General features: G+C 73.9%; 17 protein-coding genes. 10 read left to right on the top strand and 7 right to left on the bottom strand.

Translation table 11 applies throughout. The annotated features are described in order from the left end of the window. Positions 1 to 43: 43 nt before the first annotated feature. Positions 44 to 2,116 carry a hypothetical protein gene (locus tag VIM19_16120; protein ID HEY5186381.1) on the top strand — a complete coding sequence of 691 codons (2,073 nt, stop codon included), beginning with the start codon at positions 44 to 46 and terminating at the stop codon, positions 2,114 to 2,116. 7 nt (positions 2,117 to 2,123) lie between these two features. Here VIM19_16120 and VIM19_16125 read toward each other — a convergent pair whose 3' ends face one another. After that, the gene (locus tag VIM19_16125; GenBank protein HEY5186382.1) at positions 2,124 to 2,849 is read right to left on the bottom strand and encodes a PIG-L deacetylase family protein; all 726 of its coding nucleotides are present in this window, start codon (positions 2,847 to 2,849) and stop codon (positions 2,124 to 2,126) included. Positions 2,850 to 2,858: 9 nt separating this feature from the next. Between VIM19_16125 and VIM19_16130 the strand changes: the two genes are divergently transcribed. Genes VIM19_16130 through VIM19_16140 form a run of 3 tightly spaced genes read left to right on the top strand, consistent with a single transcriptional unit; the run spans position 2,859 to position 5,039 of the window. Next, positions 2,859 to 2,990, top strand: a complete 132-nt coding sequence (locus VIM19_16130; GenBank protein ID HEY5186383.1) for a hypothetical protein — start codon at positions 2,859 to 2,861, stop codon at positions 2,988 to 2,990. A gap of 22 nt (positions 2,991 to 3,012) precedes the next feature. Then, positions 3,013 to 4,266, top strand: coding sequence for a MurT ligase domain-containing protein (locus VIM19_16135; protein ID HEY5186384.1), 1,254 nt, complete (start codon positions 3,013 to 3,015; stop codon positions 4,264 to 4,266). After that, positions 4,263 to 5,039: a glutamine amidotransferase gene (locus VIM19_16140; protein ID HEY5186385.1), complete on the top strand. Its 777-nt coding sequence runs from the start codon at positions 4,263 to 4,265 to the stop codon at positions 5,037 to 5,039. The genes VIM19_16135 and VIM19_16140 overlap by 4 nt, the downstream gene beginning before the upstream one ends. On the opposite strand, the gene VIM19_16145 is transcribed toward VIM19_16140, so the two are convergent. Next, positions 5,011 to 5,619: a DedA family protein gene (locus VIM19_16145; protein HEY5186386.1), complete on the bottom strand. Its 609-nt coding sequence runs from the start codon at positions 5,617 to 5,619 to the stop codon at positions 5,011 to 5,013. The genes VIM19_16140 and VIM19_16145 overlap by 29 nt on opposite strands. A gap of 219 nt (positions 5,620 to 5,838) precedes the next feature. On the opposite strand from VIM19_16145, the gene VIM19_16150 reads away from it, so the two are divergent. Further along, positions 5,839 to 6,354 (top strand): DUF4126 domain-containing protein, encoded by a 516-nt coding sequence (locus tag VIM19_16150; GenBank protein ID HEY5186387.1) that lies wholly within the window; start codon positions 5,839 to 5,841, stop codon positions 6,352 to 6,354. On the opposite strand, the gene VIM19_16155 is transcribed toward VIM19_16150, so the two are convergent. Both VIM19_16155 and VIM19_16160 read right to left on the bottom strand, forming a co-directional pair. Continuing rightward, positions 6,292 to 7,038, bottom strand: a complete 747-nt coding sequence (locus tag VIM19_16155) for a hypothetical protein (protein ID HEY5186388.1) — start codon at positions 7,036 to 7,038, stop codon at positions 6,292 to 6,294. The two genes, VIM19_16150 and VIM19_16155, sit on opposite strands and share 63 nt — an antisense overlap. A 26-nt stretch (positions 7,039 to 7,064) precedes the next feature. Continuing rightward, positions 7,065 to 8,180 (bottom strand): hypothetical protein, encoded by a 1,116-nt coding sequence (locus tag VIM19_16160; protein HEY5186389.1) that lies wholly within the window; start codon positions 8,178 to 8,180, stop codon positions 7,065 to 7,067. Positions 8,181 to 8,287: 107 nt separating this feature from the next. On the opposite strand from VIM19_16160, the gene VIM19_16165 reads away from it, so the two are divergent. After that, positions 8,288 to 8,728: an Hsp20/alpha crystallin family protein gene (locus VIM19_16165; GenBank protein ID HEY5186390.1), complete on the top strand. Its 441-nt coding sequence runs from the start codon at positions 8,288 to 8,290 to the stop codon at positions 8,726 to 8,728. Positions 8,729 to 8,789: 61 nt separating this feature from the next. Here VIM19_16165 and VIM19_16170 read toward each other — a convergent pair whose 3' ends face one another. Beyond that, complete coding sequence (locus VIM19_16170; protein ID HEY5186391.1) at positions 8,790 to 10,670, bottom strand: acyltransferase family protein; 1,881 nt, start codon at positions 10,668 to 10,670, stop codon at positions 8,790 to 8,792. Between the two features lie 363 nt (positions 10,671 to 11,033). Here VIM19_16170 and VIM19_16175 point away from each other — a divergent pair, with 363 nt between their 5' ends. The 4 genes from VIM19_16175 to VIM19_16190 all read left to right on the top strand — a co-directional run bounded on the left by VIM19_16175 (position 11,034) and on the right by VIM19_16190 (position 12,863). Continuing rightward, positions 11,034 to 11,576 (top strand): DinB family protein, encoded by a 543-nt coding sequence (locus VIM19_16175; GenBank protein HEY5186392.1) that lies wholly within the window; start codon positions 11,034 to 11,036, stop codon positions 11,574 to 11,576. Positions 11,577 to 11,733: 157 nt separating this feature from the next. Then, positions 11,734 to 12,063 (top strand): hypothetical protein, encoded by a 330-nt coding sequence (locus VIM19_16180; protein HEY5186393.1) that lies wholly within the window; start codon positions 11,734 to 11,736, stop codon positions 12,061 to 12,063. Beyond that, positions 12,060 to 12,293 (top strand): hypothetical protein, encoded by a 234-nt coding sequence (locus tag VIM19_16185; protein ID HEY5186394.1) that lies wholly within the window; start codon positions 12,060 to 12,062, stop codon positions 12,291 to 12,293. Before VIM19_16180 ends, VIM19_16185 begins: the two co-directional genes overlap by 4 nt. A gap of 51 nt (positions 12,294 to 12,344) precedes the next feature. Further along, a complete protein-coding gene (locus VIM19_16190) occupies positions 12,345 to 12,863 on the top strand; it encodes a dienelactone hydrolase family protein (protein ID HEY5186395.1) in 519 nt (172 codons plus the stop codon). Here VIM19_16190 and VIM19_16195 read toward each other — a convergent pair. Together VIM19_16195 and VIM19_16200 are read right to left on the bottom strand one after the other, a co-directional pair. After that, on the bottom strand, positions 12,855 to 13,619 hold the full coding sequence (locus tag VIM19_16195; protein ID HEY5186396.1) for a DUF6390 family protein: 765 nt from the start codon (positions 13,617 to 13,619) through the stop codon (positions 12,855 to 12,857). The genes VIM19_16190 and VIM19_16195 overlap by 9 nt on opposite strands. 6 nt (positions 13,620 to 13,625) lie before the next feature. Further along, entirely contained in the window at positions 13,626 to 14,543 is a 918-nt protein-coding gene (locus VIM19_16200) for a DMT family transporter (GenBank protein HEY5186397.1), read from the bottom strand. Positions 14,544 to 14,710: the final 167 nt, after the last annotated feature.

Consider the following 14,710-nt stretch of genomic DNA (forward strand, 5'->3'; position numbering starts at 1 on the left):
GGTTTACCTGGGCTTGACCCGGCTCTGGCGACACTCTTGGCTCGTGCGCGTGCCCTCCCCCCGCTTTGCCGTCCCCGCTCTCGCAGTCGGCACGGCGCTGCTGCTCACCTCGTGCGCCGGGTCCTCGACGCCGGCCGCGACCGGAAGCCAGTCAGCCAGCGGGCCGGCGGCCTCGACGGCAACGGCGGCGGCCCGGCCGCTCGTGCTGCAGGTGGCCACGGCCGACTGGCAGCTGCCCGCGGCCGTGTCCCGGTCCGTCGTCCAGCCGGACGGCCACCTGCTGCTGGTCGCCGGCGGCCTCGACGCGGCCAACCACTCCAGCGCGAGCGTCTTCGCGCTCAACCCGGTGACCGGCCAGGCGAGCGAGCAGGGCCAGCTCGCCCAGGCCGGCCACGACGCCGGCGGGTCGACCGTGGGGAGCCACCGGTTCGTCTTCGGCGGCGGGACGTCGGCGCCGACGGCGTCCGTGCAGTCGATCGTCGCAGGGGGTACCGGCAGCGTGGTTGGCCAGCTGCCGCAGCCGCGCGCCGACCTGGCTGCAGCCACCGTCGACGGCGCCGCGTACGTGGTCGGTGGCTACGACGGCAGCCGCGAGCTGCCGTCCGTGCTGCGCACCACGGACGGCGTTCACTTCACGGTCGCGGCCACCCTGCCGGTGACGGTCCGCTACCCGGCGGTGGCGGTGAGCGGGCACCAGCTGTGGGTGTTCGGCGGCGAACACAACGGCACGACGGTGGACGACGTCCAGCTGGTCGACGTGTCGACCGGGGTCGCGTCGCTGGTCGCCCACCTTCCGCACCCGGTGGCCCACGCCTCGGCCCTCGCGCTCGGGGACCGGATCTACCTGGCCGGCGGGCGCACCGGCCAGGGCGAGCAGCGCAGCACCGACGTGCTTGCCTTCGACCCCGCGCACCGCACCGTCACCTCGGCCGGCCAGCTGTCGCAGGGGGTCTCCGACTCGGGCGCGGCGGTTGTCGACGGCGTCGGCTACCTGCTGGGCGGGGAGACCCCGACCACCCTGGCCTCGGTCGTCACCCTGCGGCTGGTCGAGCCGGCACCGGCTCCCACGGCGTCGCCCTCAACCGGCACCACGACCGGTTCCGCGGCCGGCGCCTCGGTCGGCCAGGCCGGCTGGCTGCCGGCCGCGACCGGCCCGGGTCAGCTGGCCCCCGGCTCGGACCCGTCGGTGCTGCCCGGGCCGATCCTCATCGCCGACAAGGCGAACAACCGGGTGATCATCGTCGATCCGCAGGGCCGGGTCCGCTGGCAGTTCCCCCGCCCGGGGGACCTGACCCCCGGGCAGACCTTCCTGATCCCGGACGACGCGTTTTTCAGCCCCGACGGCCGGGAGATCATCGCGACCGAGGAGGACGACTACGTCGTCTCGGTCATCGACATCGCGACCCACCGGATCGTCTACCGCTACGGCACCCCCGGCACGCCCGGGGCGGGACCGAACCACCTGAACAACCCCGACGACGCGATGATGCTGCCGAACGGGCAGCTGCTGATCGCCGACATCAAGAACTGCCGGGTGCTGCTGGTCGCCCGTGGGGCGCACACCGCGGAGCGTTCCTACGGCCTGCCGGGCAGCTGTCGGCACGCCCCACCCACCCGCTACAGCAGCCCGAACGGTGCCTTCCCGATGGCCAACGGCCACTACCTGGTCACCGAGATCGGCGGGGCGTACGTCTCCGAGCTGGGCCTGGACGGCACGTCGACCTGGTCGGTGCACGTCCCCGACGTCGCCTACCCGTCCGACACGAACGAGATCAGCGCGGGCCGGTACCTGACCGTCGACTACTCCACCCCCGGCCAGGTGCTGATCTTCGGCCGGTCCGGTCAGGCGCTGTGGCGGTACAAGCCCACCGGCGCCAAGCAGCTCGCGCACCCTTCGCTCGCGCTGCCGCTGCCCAACGGCATGGTCATGGTCAACGACGACCGCAACGACCGGGTCATCGTGATCAACCCGGCCACGAACACGGTGGTGTGGCAGTACGGGCACACCGGGGTGCCTGGCTCCGGGGCCGGCTACCTGAACACGCCCGACGGCATGGACCTGCTCGCGCCGTACGGCCTGCTCGGCACCCACGCCGCGACGATGGGCGCGCCGTGACCAGCGGTCAGAAGCTGTACAGCTCGACGCTGAGCGCGGCCCGCGCGCCGGGCAGCCGCTCCGCGGCCGTCTCGAGCCAGGCCCGCACGAACTCGGGGTCGGCCATCGGATGGTCGCCCAGCCCGTCCAGGTAGGCCCGGTGCTCGGCCAGCGACGCGACCGCCCGGTCGACGCTCGCCGAGACGTCCATCGCGTGCGTCGGCGCGGGCGTACCGGTGACTACGGCGTGCCGTACCCCGCCGTGCGGCTGCGGACCCACCTCGGGGAACACCCACCGGTTCCCGGCGTCCCCGACCGCGTCCAACGCCGCCCGTCCCACGTTGCGGTGGTCCGGCGAGTTCAGCCGTCCGGGGCCCCACGTGTCGGTGTGGTTGAACAGCAGCAGGGTGTCCGGGCGGTGCCGGCGGATCGCCGCGACGATGTCCCGCCGCAGCGGCAGCCCGTACTCGATCACGCCGTCGGGGTGGTCCAGGAACTCCACGGTCGAGACCCCGACGACGGCGGCACTGGCCACCTGCTCGGCGGTGCGCACCCGGGCGGCCTCCTCCGGGATCATCCCGTCGATCCCGGCCTCGCCCCGGCTGGCCAGCAGGTAGACCACCTCGTGCCCGGCGTCCGTCCAGGCGGCCACCGCGGCGGCGGCGCCGTACTCCAGGTCGTCCGGGTGGGCCACGACGGCGAGCACCCGGCCCACGTCGATGTCCAGCGGGGCCAGCGGCGGTCGTTCGCTCATCCCGCGATTGTGGCACCGCGCCGGGCCGGGCGACGCGGGTCAGACCTCCCGCTCGAGGCCGTCGCCCGGGTGGCGCAGGACGCCCAGGCCCGGGGCGCCGACGCGTGGCGGCGGATCCGCTCCTTCGCCGGCGCGGCCTGACCGTCCGGAGCCGGCTGCGGGGATGGCAGGATCGACCCTTGTGCTGCCCTTCTGGGCGGCTGCCACGCTCGCGCGCACGGCGGCCGTCACCTCCCGAGTCCTGGGCCGGGGCAGCGGCACCGTGATCGGCGGTCAGGTGCTGCTGCGCCTGGCACCTGACGCCGTCCGCCGGCTGGCCGCCGGGCGCACCTGCGCCCTGGTCAGCGGCAGCAACGGCAAGACCACCACCACGAGGTTCCTCACCGACGCGGTCCGCAGCAGGGTGCCGGTGGCCAACAACTCCACCGGCTCCAACATGACCACCGGCATCGCCACCGCACTGCTCGACGACCGCTCCCCCACGGCCGTGCTCGAGGTCGACGAGTACTACCTGCCGGCGACGCTGGCCGCGACCGGCGCGCGGGTCGTGGTGCTCACCAACCTGAGCCGGGACCAGCTGGACCGTTACGGCGGAGTGGCCGACCTGGTCGAGACCTGGCGGCGCACGCTCGCCCAGGCGCCGGCCGGGACCGTCGCGATCACCACCTGCGACGATCCGCTGACCACCTACGCCGCGGCCGCAGCACCGCGCAGCGTCTGGGTGGCCACGCCGTACCGGTGGGCCATGGACTCCACGCTGTGCCCGGCCTGCGGGGCGCTGCTGTCCCGCGACGGGGACCACTGGTGGTGCACCGGTTGCGACTTCGCCCGCCCCGAGCCGGACTGGCGGGTGGACGGCGACGAGCTGGTCGACCCGTCCGGGGTGCGGCGACGGATCGAGCTGTCGCTCCCGGGCCGGGCCAACCTCGGCAACGCCGCGCTGGCCGTGGTCGCTGCCGGTGAGCTGGGGGTCGCCCCCGAGCCCGCGCTGGCCGCCGCGGCGAAGGTCGGCGGCGTCGAGGGGCGGTTTTCCACCGTACACAGGGGCGAGCACGGGGTGCGGCTGCTGCTGGCCAAGAACCCGGCCAGCTGGTCGGAGGTGCTGGACATGCTCGGCTCCAGCGGCCGCCCCCTGGTCTTCGCCAGCAACGGGCGCGCCGCGGACGGCCGGGACCTGTCCTGGCTGTACGACGTCCCGTTCGAGTCGCTGGCCGGCCGGGAGGTGCGGGTGTTCGGCGAGCGCCGGCTGGACATGGCGATCCGGCTGGAGACCGCCGGCGCCCGGCCGCAGCTCGCCGAGAGCCTGGACGACGCGATGGCCGGGCTGCCGGCCGGCCCGGTGGACGTCGTGGCCAGCTACACCGCGCTGCAGGATCTGCTGGCCAGCCCGCCGTGGAGCCAGGAGGCCCGCCGGTGAGCGGCCCCTCGACCCTGCGGATCGTCGAGGTGTACCCCGCGTTGCTGGGCACCTACGGCGACCACGGCAACCTGCTGGTGCTGGCGCACCGGGCCCGACGGCACGGGCTGGATGTCGAGACGGTGTCGGTGGCCCCGGGCCAGCCGCTCCCCCGGCACGGCGACGTCTACCTGATCGGCGGCGCCGAGGATGCCGCGCAGGTCGCCGCCACCGCCATGATGCGCGCCGACGGCGCCATCGCCGATGCCGTCGGCAGGGGCGCCCCCCTGCTCGCGGTCTGCGCGGGGATGCAGATGCTGGGCCGGGAGTTCCCCGGGCCGGACGGCGCGCCCGTGGCTGGCCTCGAGGTCTTCGACCTGGTGACCACCCCGGGCCCCTGGCGGGCCATCGGCGAGCTGGTCACCGACCCGGCCGCCGAGCTCGGGCTGCCCGTGCTCACCGGGTTCGAGAACCACGGCGGCCGCAGCGTGCTCGGGCCGTCCGCCGTCCCGCTGGGACGGGTCCGGGTCGGGTTCGGCAACGACGACCACGGCACCGAGGGGGTGCTGGCCGGGCACGCCCTCGGCACCTACCTGCACGGCCCGGCGCTGGCCCGCAACCCGGCGCTGGCCGACCTGCTTCTCTCCTGGGCCGCCGGTCCGCTGGCGCCGCTGCCCGACCCGCTCGTGGACCAGTGGCGGGCCGAGCGGATCGCGGCCGCCCCCGAGTCGGTCCGGGTGCACCGCAAGATCGCGGCCGAGCGGGTCAGTCGCTCGCGGCCCGACGCCTCTTGAGCACGACCACCCCGACGACGATCGCGGCCAGCACGCCGATCGCCAGCGCGACGTCCCTGCCGACCACGCTCGCGACGGCCGCGTACGAGTGGCCGGCCAGGTAGCCGAGCAGCACGAAGCCGGTGCCCCAGACCAGACCACCAGCCGCGTTGTAGGCTAGGAAGGTCGGGTAGTGCATCCGCGAGGTGCCCGCCAGCGCCGGCATCACGGCGCGGAAGAACGACACGAAGCGGCCCAGGAACACGGCCGGTCCGCCGCGGCGACGCAGCAGGTCCTGCGCCCGGTCCAGCCGGTGCTGGTGCCGCTGCAGCCGCTCCACCGCGAGCAGCCGCGGTCCCAGGTGCCGGCCGACCTCGAACCCCACGCTGTCCCCGACGATCGCCGCGAGGACGACGGTGACGATCATCGCGGCAAGCTCCACGTGGCCGGTGTAGGCCAGGAAGCCGCCGACCACCGCCGCGGTCTCGCCGGGGACGACGAACCCGACGAACAGCGCGTCCTCGGCGAACACGAAGGCGGCCACGATCAGGTACGCCGGCCACCCCTGCAGGTGGCTGAGGAATCTGGTGATCGTGCTCACTGGGCGAGCCTGCCATACCGGTCCGCACCCACCGCATGGGGAGGCGGCCGGTAGCGTCAACCACTGTGGAAGCGCTCCAGTTGGTCTTCACCGGCGGCTGGGCCAGCGGGCTCAACGCCTCCCTGGTCGTGCTCCTCACCGGGCTGCTCGGCCGGTACGGCGGGATCGACGGCGTCCCCCCGACGCTGCAGTCGACCCCGGTCCTGGTCGTCGCCGGTGATGTTCGCCGTCGAGTTCGTGGTCGACAAGATCCCCTACCTGGACAGCATCTGGGACGGCGTCTCCACGGTGGTCCGGCCGGCCGTCGGCGCGTGGCTGGGCGCGCTGCTCGCGGGTCAGGCCGGGGACATGAGCCAGGTCTGGGCGGCCGTGCTCGGCGGCGGCACCGCGCTGGCCAGCCACAGCCTCAAGTCGGGGTTCCGGCTGGCCGTGAACACCTCCCCCGAGCCAGTCACCAACGTGGCCACCAGCACCGCCGAGGACAGCCTGGTCGCCGTCGTGGTCCTGCTGGCCACCCGACACCCCTGGATCGCGGCCGGCGTGGCCGCCACGGTGCTCGTCGCGGGCACGGTGACCGCGGTGGTGCTGTGGCGGCGGCTGGTCCGCGCCGTGAGCTCGCTGCGGGCCCGGCTCAGCCGGCGGGAGGAGCCGCCCGCCAGCTGTCAGGCACCGTCAGTGCAGGATGTTGACCGCCCGCGCGAAGACCAGCCCCACGGTGACCAGCGCAACCGCTGACTGGACCAGCATGAGCGCCTTGGCCCAGCGGGACAGCGGCATGGTGTCGGTCGGGCTGAACGCCGTCGCGTTGGTAAACGACACGTACACGTAGTCGAAGTACCGCGGCTCCCAGTCCATGGCCGCCACGCCCGGCGAGGCCATCTGCGGGAACAGGAAGTCCGGGTAGCTGTCGGACATCATGGCGCGGGACAGCGGTCCCCCCCGGTCCAGCTCCCAGTAGATCAGCGCGAACGCGATGACGTTGGTGACCCAGACCAGCAGCCCGGTGGACAGCAGCTGCTGTGCGCTCAGCGCCTTGCCGCCCACCAGGGTGGCCACCAGCAGCCCGGTCGAGGTCAGGTTCGCCGCGGCCACCGTCCCGGCCAGGGTGAGCGCCAGTGGGCGCAGCCGGGCGGTCACCGCGTGGCCGAGCACCCGCTGGCCGCCAACCAGGGCCACCAGCAGCAGCGCCTCGAGCGCCGGAAGCATCCAGTGCGGCCCGAAGGTCAGCGTGTCCGGCAACGCGAGCTGCAGCACGATCGCCACCACGACTGACAGCGCAGCGGCCCCCCGCTGCTCGACCTCGGTGATCCGCAGCCAGGCCGGGGCGCTGCCGCTGGGCACGAGCAGCGCGATCCACTGCCGGGTGTGCGCCGGCAGCTCGACGCTCGCTGCGGCGTCCGGCTCCCCGTCGTCCGACACGCTGGCCTCCTGTTCGCTCGGTCCGCTTAGTCTCCCCGACCGGGATCACTCGGCGCGCCGGGCTGGCGGTCCACCGGGGATGTCGGGGCGAGGACCGCGACGGCTCCGCGGCGGGGACCGCTCCACGGCGCTGGGACCGCGTCGATCAGCCGGGCCAGCCGGTACACGCTGGCCTCGTAGTTGACCCGCCAGCCGCGAAAGTGCGGCCAGGCCGCGTCGGGGGTGCGCTCCATCGGGTAGCCGGCGGCCTCCAGCCGGCGCACGCCGTCCAGGAACTGCTCGTAGGTCAGCTCGATCGGGTCGTCCGGCGCCGGATCCGGATCGAACCGGATCCCGGTGGTGCTGGCCAGGTGGCGGACGCACACGAAGCCCATGCGCAGGGCCAGCCGCGGCTCCCCCTGCGGCTTCGACGGGTTGAAGGCCAGGTGCAGGGCGGCAGAGTCCATGACCGACAGCAGCCCGATCAGCCAGTTGCGGGTCGACTCCTGCGAACGGAAGGAGATCAGGACGGGGTAGTTGGAGTGGCTCTCCGAGACGTCGGCCGCCCAGCGCTCCCAGTCGCGGTACATGTCGTTGAGGTTGGCCAGCGAGGCGATCGACGCGTGCCGGGCCAGGATCTCCGGCCCCCAGTTGGGCTCGCCGGCGCGGGAGTCGAGCATGGTGACCTCGGCCTCGCGCCGGTTGTACGCGGCGTACAGCGAGGGCAGGTAGCCGATCTGCAGGCCGATGACGATCGGCCCCACCATGGCCGCGACGAAGTCGACCGCCGTGAGCCGGCTGCGGTCAGTCGAGGCGAAGCCCAGGGTGAACAGGCTGGAGCCTGCCTCCCGCAGCGACGCGCCCAGCCCCAGGCCGCTCACCGCGTAGACGAGCAGCCCGAAGCCGGCCAGGAACAAGAGCAGCCAGATGCTCAGCTGGATGATGATCGTCACGGGCGCCGTCCAGGCCAGGATCCGGTCACGGGTGACGTACCCGCGGCTGTCGGCGGCCAGCTGGAACGGCAAGGCCACGAACCGGGCCACCAGCACCGACAGCTTGGAGCGGAGCCGACGCGGGACCACCAGGGTGCGCAGCACGCTGGACGTCGTGCCCAGGATGGTGGCGAGCCCGGCCAGCGCGGCGGCCCAGCGCACGACGGTCATGCGGGCATCCTGCCTTGATCGTGGCCGGTTTCGAGCCACTCGCCCCTTGTGACCGCGCCCGTGCCGCTGCGGAATGGAAAGTGGTGAGTTGTGAGAGGAGGCAGATGATGGCGAGTCTGGTGAAGCGCAGCCGGCCGACGCTGACCGAGCTGCTGTGGTCCGGGTGGCCGTTCGAGAACCTGGGCCTGGACTTCTCATCCGAGGGCCACCTGCCCATGCGGATGGAGGAGTTCGTCGAGGGCGAAACACTCGTCCTACGGGCCGAGCTGCCCGGTATCGACCCCGACCAGGACGTCGAGATCACCGTCGACAACGGCGTGCTCACGATCGCCGCGGAGCGCCGCGAGGAGAAGGTCGAGGGCGAGGAGGGCACCAACGGCTACCGGTCCGAGTTCCGCTACGGGTCGTACCGCCGCAGCATGACCCTGCCCGCCGGCGCGACCGAGGACGACGTCAAGGCGACCTACACCGACGGCATCCTGGAGGTCCGGGTGCCGATCGGCACCGGGGAGCCCACCCCCCGCAAGGTGGAGATCACCCGCACCTGACGTCCACTGGTCAGGGTGAGGACGACCTATAGCCCGTCCTCACCCTGACAAGTGCAAGGGCTCAGCCCGTGACCGCCGCGGCGATCGCGGCGGCGTAGGCACGGGCGCCGTCCTTGGTGAGGTGGACGCCGTCCGAGACGAACCAGTCCCGGTGCCCCGCCGACAGGGCGTTCCAGTCGACCAGTACCACGTTCGGGAAGTGCGGCACCACCAGGGCGAAGCTGCGGTCGCTGTAGGCGCGCCAGCTGCGGTCGGCGGCGGTGTTCATCAGGACCACCCGGGTCCGGTCCTTGAGGTCGGTCAGCAGCGCCGAGAGGTCCTTGGTGGTGACCAGCCCGTTCGTGCCGGCGTGCACGACGACGACGGCGGCCAGCCGACCGGCCTTCTTGAGGGTCCGCACCTCGTCGAACACCTCGCGCGGTTGGCGGCTGATGTGAGCGTCGATGACCACGGCGCGGAACTGGGCCAGCATTGCGGGTGCGGCGCCCAGCAGCACGGAGTCCCCCACCGCGGTGACCGGCTGCACGACGACCGGCACGGCTGCCGGGGGTGCCATCAGGGCGGGCACCGCCGGACCGGCTGCGGCCGTCGCGGTGCCGGTCGGCGTCGGAGGGGGATCGGCGGTGCCGTTCGGGCCGCCCGTCGGGCCGTCCGTCGGCAGCTCCGTCGGCAACGTGGAGCCGATCCGCTCCAGCTCCCGGGCCAGGGCACTGCTGTCCGCCGACGGCGCGTGCACCAGGCCGTTCACGGTGGCCGCCAGCAGCACGGCAGCGGTGGTCGCTCCCAGCGCCGCCCCGATCCCCCGCCGCCGGGCCTGGGCCGCCGGGCGCTGTGTCCACGACCGCCAGGCCCGCGCCAGCGCACCGTTCCGGATCGGCATCTCGACGTAGCGGTAGGACAGCTCGGCGATGCCCACGACGAGCCCGATCCTCGCCGCCAGCAGCCAGCCGCCGTCCCACGGAAGGTCGAGGCCGGGGCGGGTGACCAGGAACACCGGCCAGTGCCACAGGTAGATCCCGTACGAGCGCTCCCCCACCCAGCGCAGCGGCGCCCAGGCGAACAGCCGGGACAGCTGCGTCTCGGGCTGGCTGATCGCCGCCACCAGGGCCGCGGTGCCCACCGACAGGACCAGGAACCCACCCCGGTACAGCGCGGTCGAGTATTCCTCGACGGCGAGGAACGCCGCCACCACCCCGCTCAGGCCGACCAGCCCGGCGACCTCCAGCGCGATCCGGCCACGCTCGGTCAGCCGCACGCCGTCCGGCTGCCAGGTCTGCCACACGCAGGCCAGCGCGGCACCGGCGAGCAGCCCCATGGCGTGCGTGTCGGTGCCGAAGTAGACCCGGCTCGGGTCGTTGGGGACCGGGTACCCGCCGCGTACCGACAGCCAGGCCATGAGCAGCGTCGAGGCCAGCGCTCCGACCCCGGCCACGATGAACACGCCGCGCACCCGCCGCCAGCGGTAGGCCAGCAGAACGACCGCCGGCCAGAGCAGGTAGAACTGCTCCTCCACCGACAGCGACCACAGGTGCTGCAGCATCGGGGGGCGGCCCAGGCCCTCGAAGTACGACGACTCCTTGACGACGAACCACCAGTTGGCGACATAGCCGACGGCAGCCAGCAGGTCGGTGCGCACCGTGCTCGCGGCGTCCCGCACCACGAACGCGGCCGCCAGCGCCACCACGAGCAGCAGCACGAACAAGGCGGGAAACAGCCGCCTGGCCCGGCCCAGGTAGAACGCACCGAACCCGATCCGGCCCCGGCGACCCAGCTCGCGCAGGAGCAGCGCGGTGATCAGGAACCCGCTGAGCACGAAGAACACGTCCACGCCCAGGAAACCGCCGGGCACGAACGACACGTCCGCGTGGTACAGCAGGACGGCGACCACCGCGAGGGCCCGCAGGCCGTCCAGTGCCGGCATCCGGCGCAGCCCGCGTGTCACCGTCCCGGGCTCGGGGACCCTGTCCCGGGCCGGGGCGGCGGTGGCGATGACGGGCTCCTGGTGCGTGCGAGGCCCAGCGGGCGATGCGGTATTTGTCCGATTCTACTGTGCCTCATCCGCCGGCCCGAGCCACCAGCGCAACGCCATGGCTCGGCGCGGCGCGCCAGGCCTCGGAGTCGCACCCGGCTGCTCCGGCGGGTCGAGGTACCCGCAGCAGCACGGTCCCGCCTGCGTCGAACAGGGCGTAGCTGAACGACGGCCGGGTGGTCCAGGTTCGACGTCGCCGGCCCGGGTCGGTCGCGGGTGCCGGCCAGCCGGTTCCCAGCCGGGGCCGAGCGGCGGACGACGCTAGGGTCGCGATCCATGGCGATCACTCCCGACAGCAAGGACTGGACCTGGGTGCTCGACCGGCCCTGCCCCGAGTGTGGCGTCGACGTCGGCGCCGTCCCCCGGGAGCGGCTGGTCGACGCGCTGCGGCAGACCGCCGAGGCGTGGCCGGTCCTGCTGGCCGACCCCGAGCTGGCCCGCCGGAGGCCGTCCCCGGACGTCTGGTCCGGGCTGGAGTACGCCTGCCACGTGCGCGACGTGTACCGGCTGTTCGACCACCGGCTGGACCGGATGCTGGCCGAGGACGACCCGCTGTTCGCCAACTGGGACCAGGACGCCACCGCCGTCCGGGACGGCTACGCCGCCCAGGACCCGGCCACCGTCAACGGGGAGCTGACCGCCGCTGCCACGGCGCTGGCAGCCCGGCTGGCCCAGGTGACCCACTACCAGTGGCAGCGGACCGGTCGCCGAAGCGACGGCGCGTTCTTCACCGTCGAGTCGTTCGCCCGCTACCTGCTGCACGACCCGGCCCACCACGTGCACGACGTGACGGTCGGGTACCGCCGGCTGGCCCTATGACCTTGGACCCTCGCCGCTGAGGCGTCCGGGCTGGCAGACTGGCCGTACTCGTTTCGGGCCCCCGGGTGCGAAGGGACGGCGAGCCTGGAGTGACGGTCCGCGGGTGGGTGCAGGGTGCCGGCGACGCACTGGGCGTGAGCCTGGCCGTGCTCGTCGCGTGAGCCTGGCCGTGCTCGTCGGTCGGCACGGCAGCTGGGACTGGCAGGCCCTGCGGGTGGTCGTGGTGGGGCTGATCACCCTCGGCGTCGTCCTGCTGGTCCGCCGGGCCGGGGACGCCATCGTCGGAGCGGTCGCCCTCCTCTTGGGCGTGCTCGGCACGGTGGTCGGGGTCGGGATCGGGGCGGTGCACCTGGCCGAGGCCGGGCTGGTGCTCAGCTCGGCGGCCGGGCTCGCGGCACTGGCTAGCGGGCTGGTGCTCCTGGTGCTTGGCGGCTGGCCGCACTGCCGGCCGCCCTGCTGCTGTTCTAGTTCGTGCTCGTTCCGGTGACGCCGGCGGTCGCCGGGACCAACCCGGCCCCGACCGAGGTGGGCGACCGGACCCCCCCCTATCTCGCCCTGCCGTTCGCCGAGGCCGCGTTCACGACCGCCGACGGGGTGCCGCTCTCTGGCTGGTACATCCCCGCCACGAACGGCGCCGCCGTCGCCGTGCTGCACGGGTCGGGCTCCACCCGCTCCGGCGTCCTCGACCAGGCCGCCGTGCTCGCCCGGCACGGCTAGGGCGTGCTGCTCTAGGACGACCGAGGGCACGGGCGCAGCGGCGGGGCGGGCATGGACTTCGGCTGGTGGGGCGACCTCGACGTCGCCGCGGCCGTCTCCTATCTGGAGTCCAGGCCGGACGTCGAGCCCGGCCGGATCGGCGTCCTGGGGCTGTCCATGGGCGGCGAGCAGGCGATCAACGCCGCCGCGACCGACACCCGGATCCGCGCCGTCGTCGCGGAGGGGGTGCAGCCGAAGCTGCCCGCCGACACCCCGCAGCGGCCACCCGGGCTGAAGGTGGGGTACCGAGCGGGCCGTCGATGTGATCAGCTTCGCGACCGCCCGGCTGCTCACCCGGGCGCCGACCCCACTGCCCCAGCGGGAAGCCGTCGCCGCTGTGGCCCCCGGCCGCTGCTGCTGATCGCGGGTGAGGGAGAGATCCCGGCGGCCCCGGCGCTGCAGGCGGTGGCACCGTCGACCGTGAGCCTGTGGGAGCTGCCGGGCACCCCGCACACCGCGGGCCTGGCCCAGCACCGGGACGAGTGGACCGCGCGGGTCACCGCGTTCTTCGACGGCAACTTGTCACGGTGAGGACGACGTAGACGCCGTCCTCACCCTGACAGGTTGGACGGCGGCGAGAACCTGGGCGGTCCGACGGCGCAGCTGGGCGGCCTGGGCCACGGTGATCTGGATGCACACCCAGTCCCAGTGGCAGGCCACCAGGTCCCCGGGCGCCAGCTCTGCGGCCAGCGAGCGGCCCGCCTCGGCCACCGTGACCTCCTCCACCGCGGGCGCACCGAGCAGCAGCCGCCCGTTGCGCCACTCCAACGGCCGGGACCGGACGACCGCGCGGTCACCGACGACCGCGTCCACCCGGGCCCACCGGATCCGGCACCGGTCGAGCACCCGCAGCGGCTCGTCGACGACACCGCCGCGCAGCAGCCCGACCCAGGGGAACACCCCGAACACGTGGAACGCGTGGTGCGGCACCCCGCCGCCGGACACCGGGTCCAGCACGTGGTCCACCGCACGCCCCACCCGCGGCCGGAACCGGTCCTCGAGCGAGCCGCGGAAGGCCGGGCCGCGGACCCGGTCCAGCAGCCCGTTGCCGATCCAGTACGCCTCCACCACGCGCGGGTCGAGCGGGTCGCCGAGACCGTTCTCGTGCGCGATCAGCTCGAGGTACGGCCAGGCGCCCTCGAACCCACGGGCCAGCCGGCGCATGCCCTGGCCACCGTCCGCGGACGCCGTCCGCTCGAGCAGCTCGCCGGAGCCGTCCGGACCGCAGTAGCCCAGCGCGTTCGGTGGGTAGGCGAAGCGTGCGAACAGCAGCGGGCCGGACTCCATGGCCGCTCAGGCCCCGCCCGCGTCGACCGCGACGCCGGCGGCCGGGCGCAGCCGGACGGCGGCCAGCGCGCCGCCGGCCAGCACGAGCAGCAACCCGACCGGCTGCAACGTCGTCCCGTTGACCAGCGCCGCGAGGACGGCGGTGATGACGGCGGCCAGCACCAGGACGGCGGTCACGTCGACGGCCTGCGCCCGGGCCAGCGCGGCCAGCCACAGCCCGACGTAGGTGGCCAGCACGGCTCCGGTGAGCAGCACCCAGCCCCACTGGGCGGCGTCCAGGGCGACCAGGGCGCCGAACCGGCCGGTCACCCCGACCCAGGCCAGCAGCACGAGCGAGCCCAGGCCCATCCGGGTCACGCCGACGGTCCACGAGGACATTCCGCCGAGCAGCCACTTGGCCAGCACCGTCTCCAGAGCCCAGAGCATGGTCGCCGCGAGGATCATCGCCTCGCCGGGGCCGAACGACTCGGTGACGCCGCCCACGAGCACGGTCTGCCCGACCAGCAGCAGCCCGATCGCGACCCCGTGTGCCCAGGTCAGCCGCTCCTTCAGCAGCGGCACGGCGAGCAGGGCCACCCACAGCACGAGCGTCTTGTGCAGGAACGCGGCGTGCACCGACGACGCACGCAGCAGCCCCTCGAAGAACAGCACGAACGGCACGCTGCCGCCGATGCCCATGGCGACCAGCCCGGCCAGCTGCGCACGGGTCAGCGGCGTCCGCGGCGCCCGCCGCGCCGACGGCTCACGGCGGCCGACCGACACGGCGAAGACCGCGCCCAGCAGCAGCGCCGCCACCAGGTTCTTGGCGGTGGTGTAGACCGTGGCATCGCCCACGGCCTTGACCCCGTAGGTGTTGATGAACACCGCCACCCCGCTGACCACGGCGGCGACCAGCGCCAGGACGACCCCGGCTCGACGCGTCATCTGTGTCCCTCTCCTCGTTCGCCGTTCCGCAGCGCGAGCGTGTCGCGCACCTCCTGCTCGCCGAGCCGTTCGAGAGCGATCCCGGCGTAGACCAGCAGCCACTCCCCCACCACGGGCGGCTCGGCCAGCGCGACCGCGGCGACCCGGTGCGACCGGCCGGCGTCGTC

It is taken from the genome of Actinomycetes bacterium (assembly GCA_036510875.1).
GTDB lineage: Bacteria > Actinomycetota > Actinomycetes > Prado026 > Prado026 > DATCDE01.

What these genes read in the sequence shown, in the direction of transcription:
- VIM19_16125 (HEY5186382.1), bottom strand. Translation starts at nt 2,849, where the DNA reads ATGAGCGAACGACCGCCGCTGGCCCCGCTGGACATCGACGTGGGCCGG.
- VIM19_16135 (HEY5186384.1), top strand. Translation starts at nt 3,013, where the DNA reads ATGGCAGGATCGACCCTTGTGCTGCCCTTCTGGGCGGCTGCCACGCTC.
- VIM19_16150 (HEY5186387.1), top strand. Translation starts at nt 5,839, where the DNA reads ATGTTCGCCGTCGAGTTCGTGGTCGACAAGATCCCCTACCTGGACAGC.
- VIM19_16160 (HEY5186389.1), bottom strand. Translation starts at nt 8,180, where the DNA reads ATGACCGTCGTGCGCTGGGCCGCCGCGCTGGCCGGGCTCGCCACCATC.
- VIM19_16165 (HEY5186390.1), top strand. Translation starts at nt 8,288, where the DNA reads ATGGCGAGTCTGGTGAAGCGCAGCCGGCCGACGCTGACCGAGCTGCTG.
- VIM19_16175 (HEY5186392.1), top strand. Translation starts at nt 11,034, where the DNA reads ATGGCGATCACTCCCGACAGCAAGGACTGGACCTGGGTGCTCGACCGG.
- VIM19_16190 (HEY5186395.1), top strand. Translation starts at nt 12,345, where the DNA reads ATGGACTTCGGCTGGTGGGGCGACCTCGACGTCGCCGCGGCCGTCTCC.
- VIM19_16195 (HEY5186396.1), bottom strand. Translation starts at nt 13,619, where the DNA reads ATGGAGTCCGGCCCGCTGCTGTTCGCACGCTTCGCCTACCCACCGAAC.
- VIM19_16200 (HEY5186397.1), bottom strand. Translation starts at nt 14,543, where the DNA reads ATGACGCGTCGAGCCGGGGTCGTCCTGGCGCTGGTCGCCGCCGTGGTC.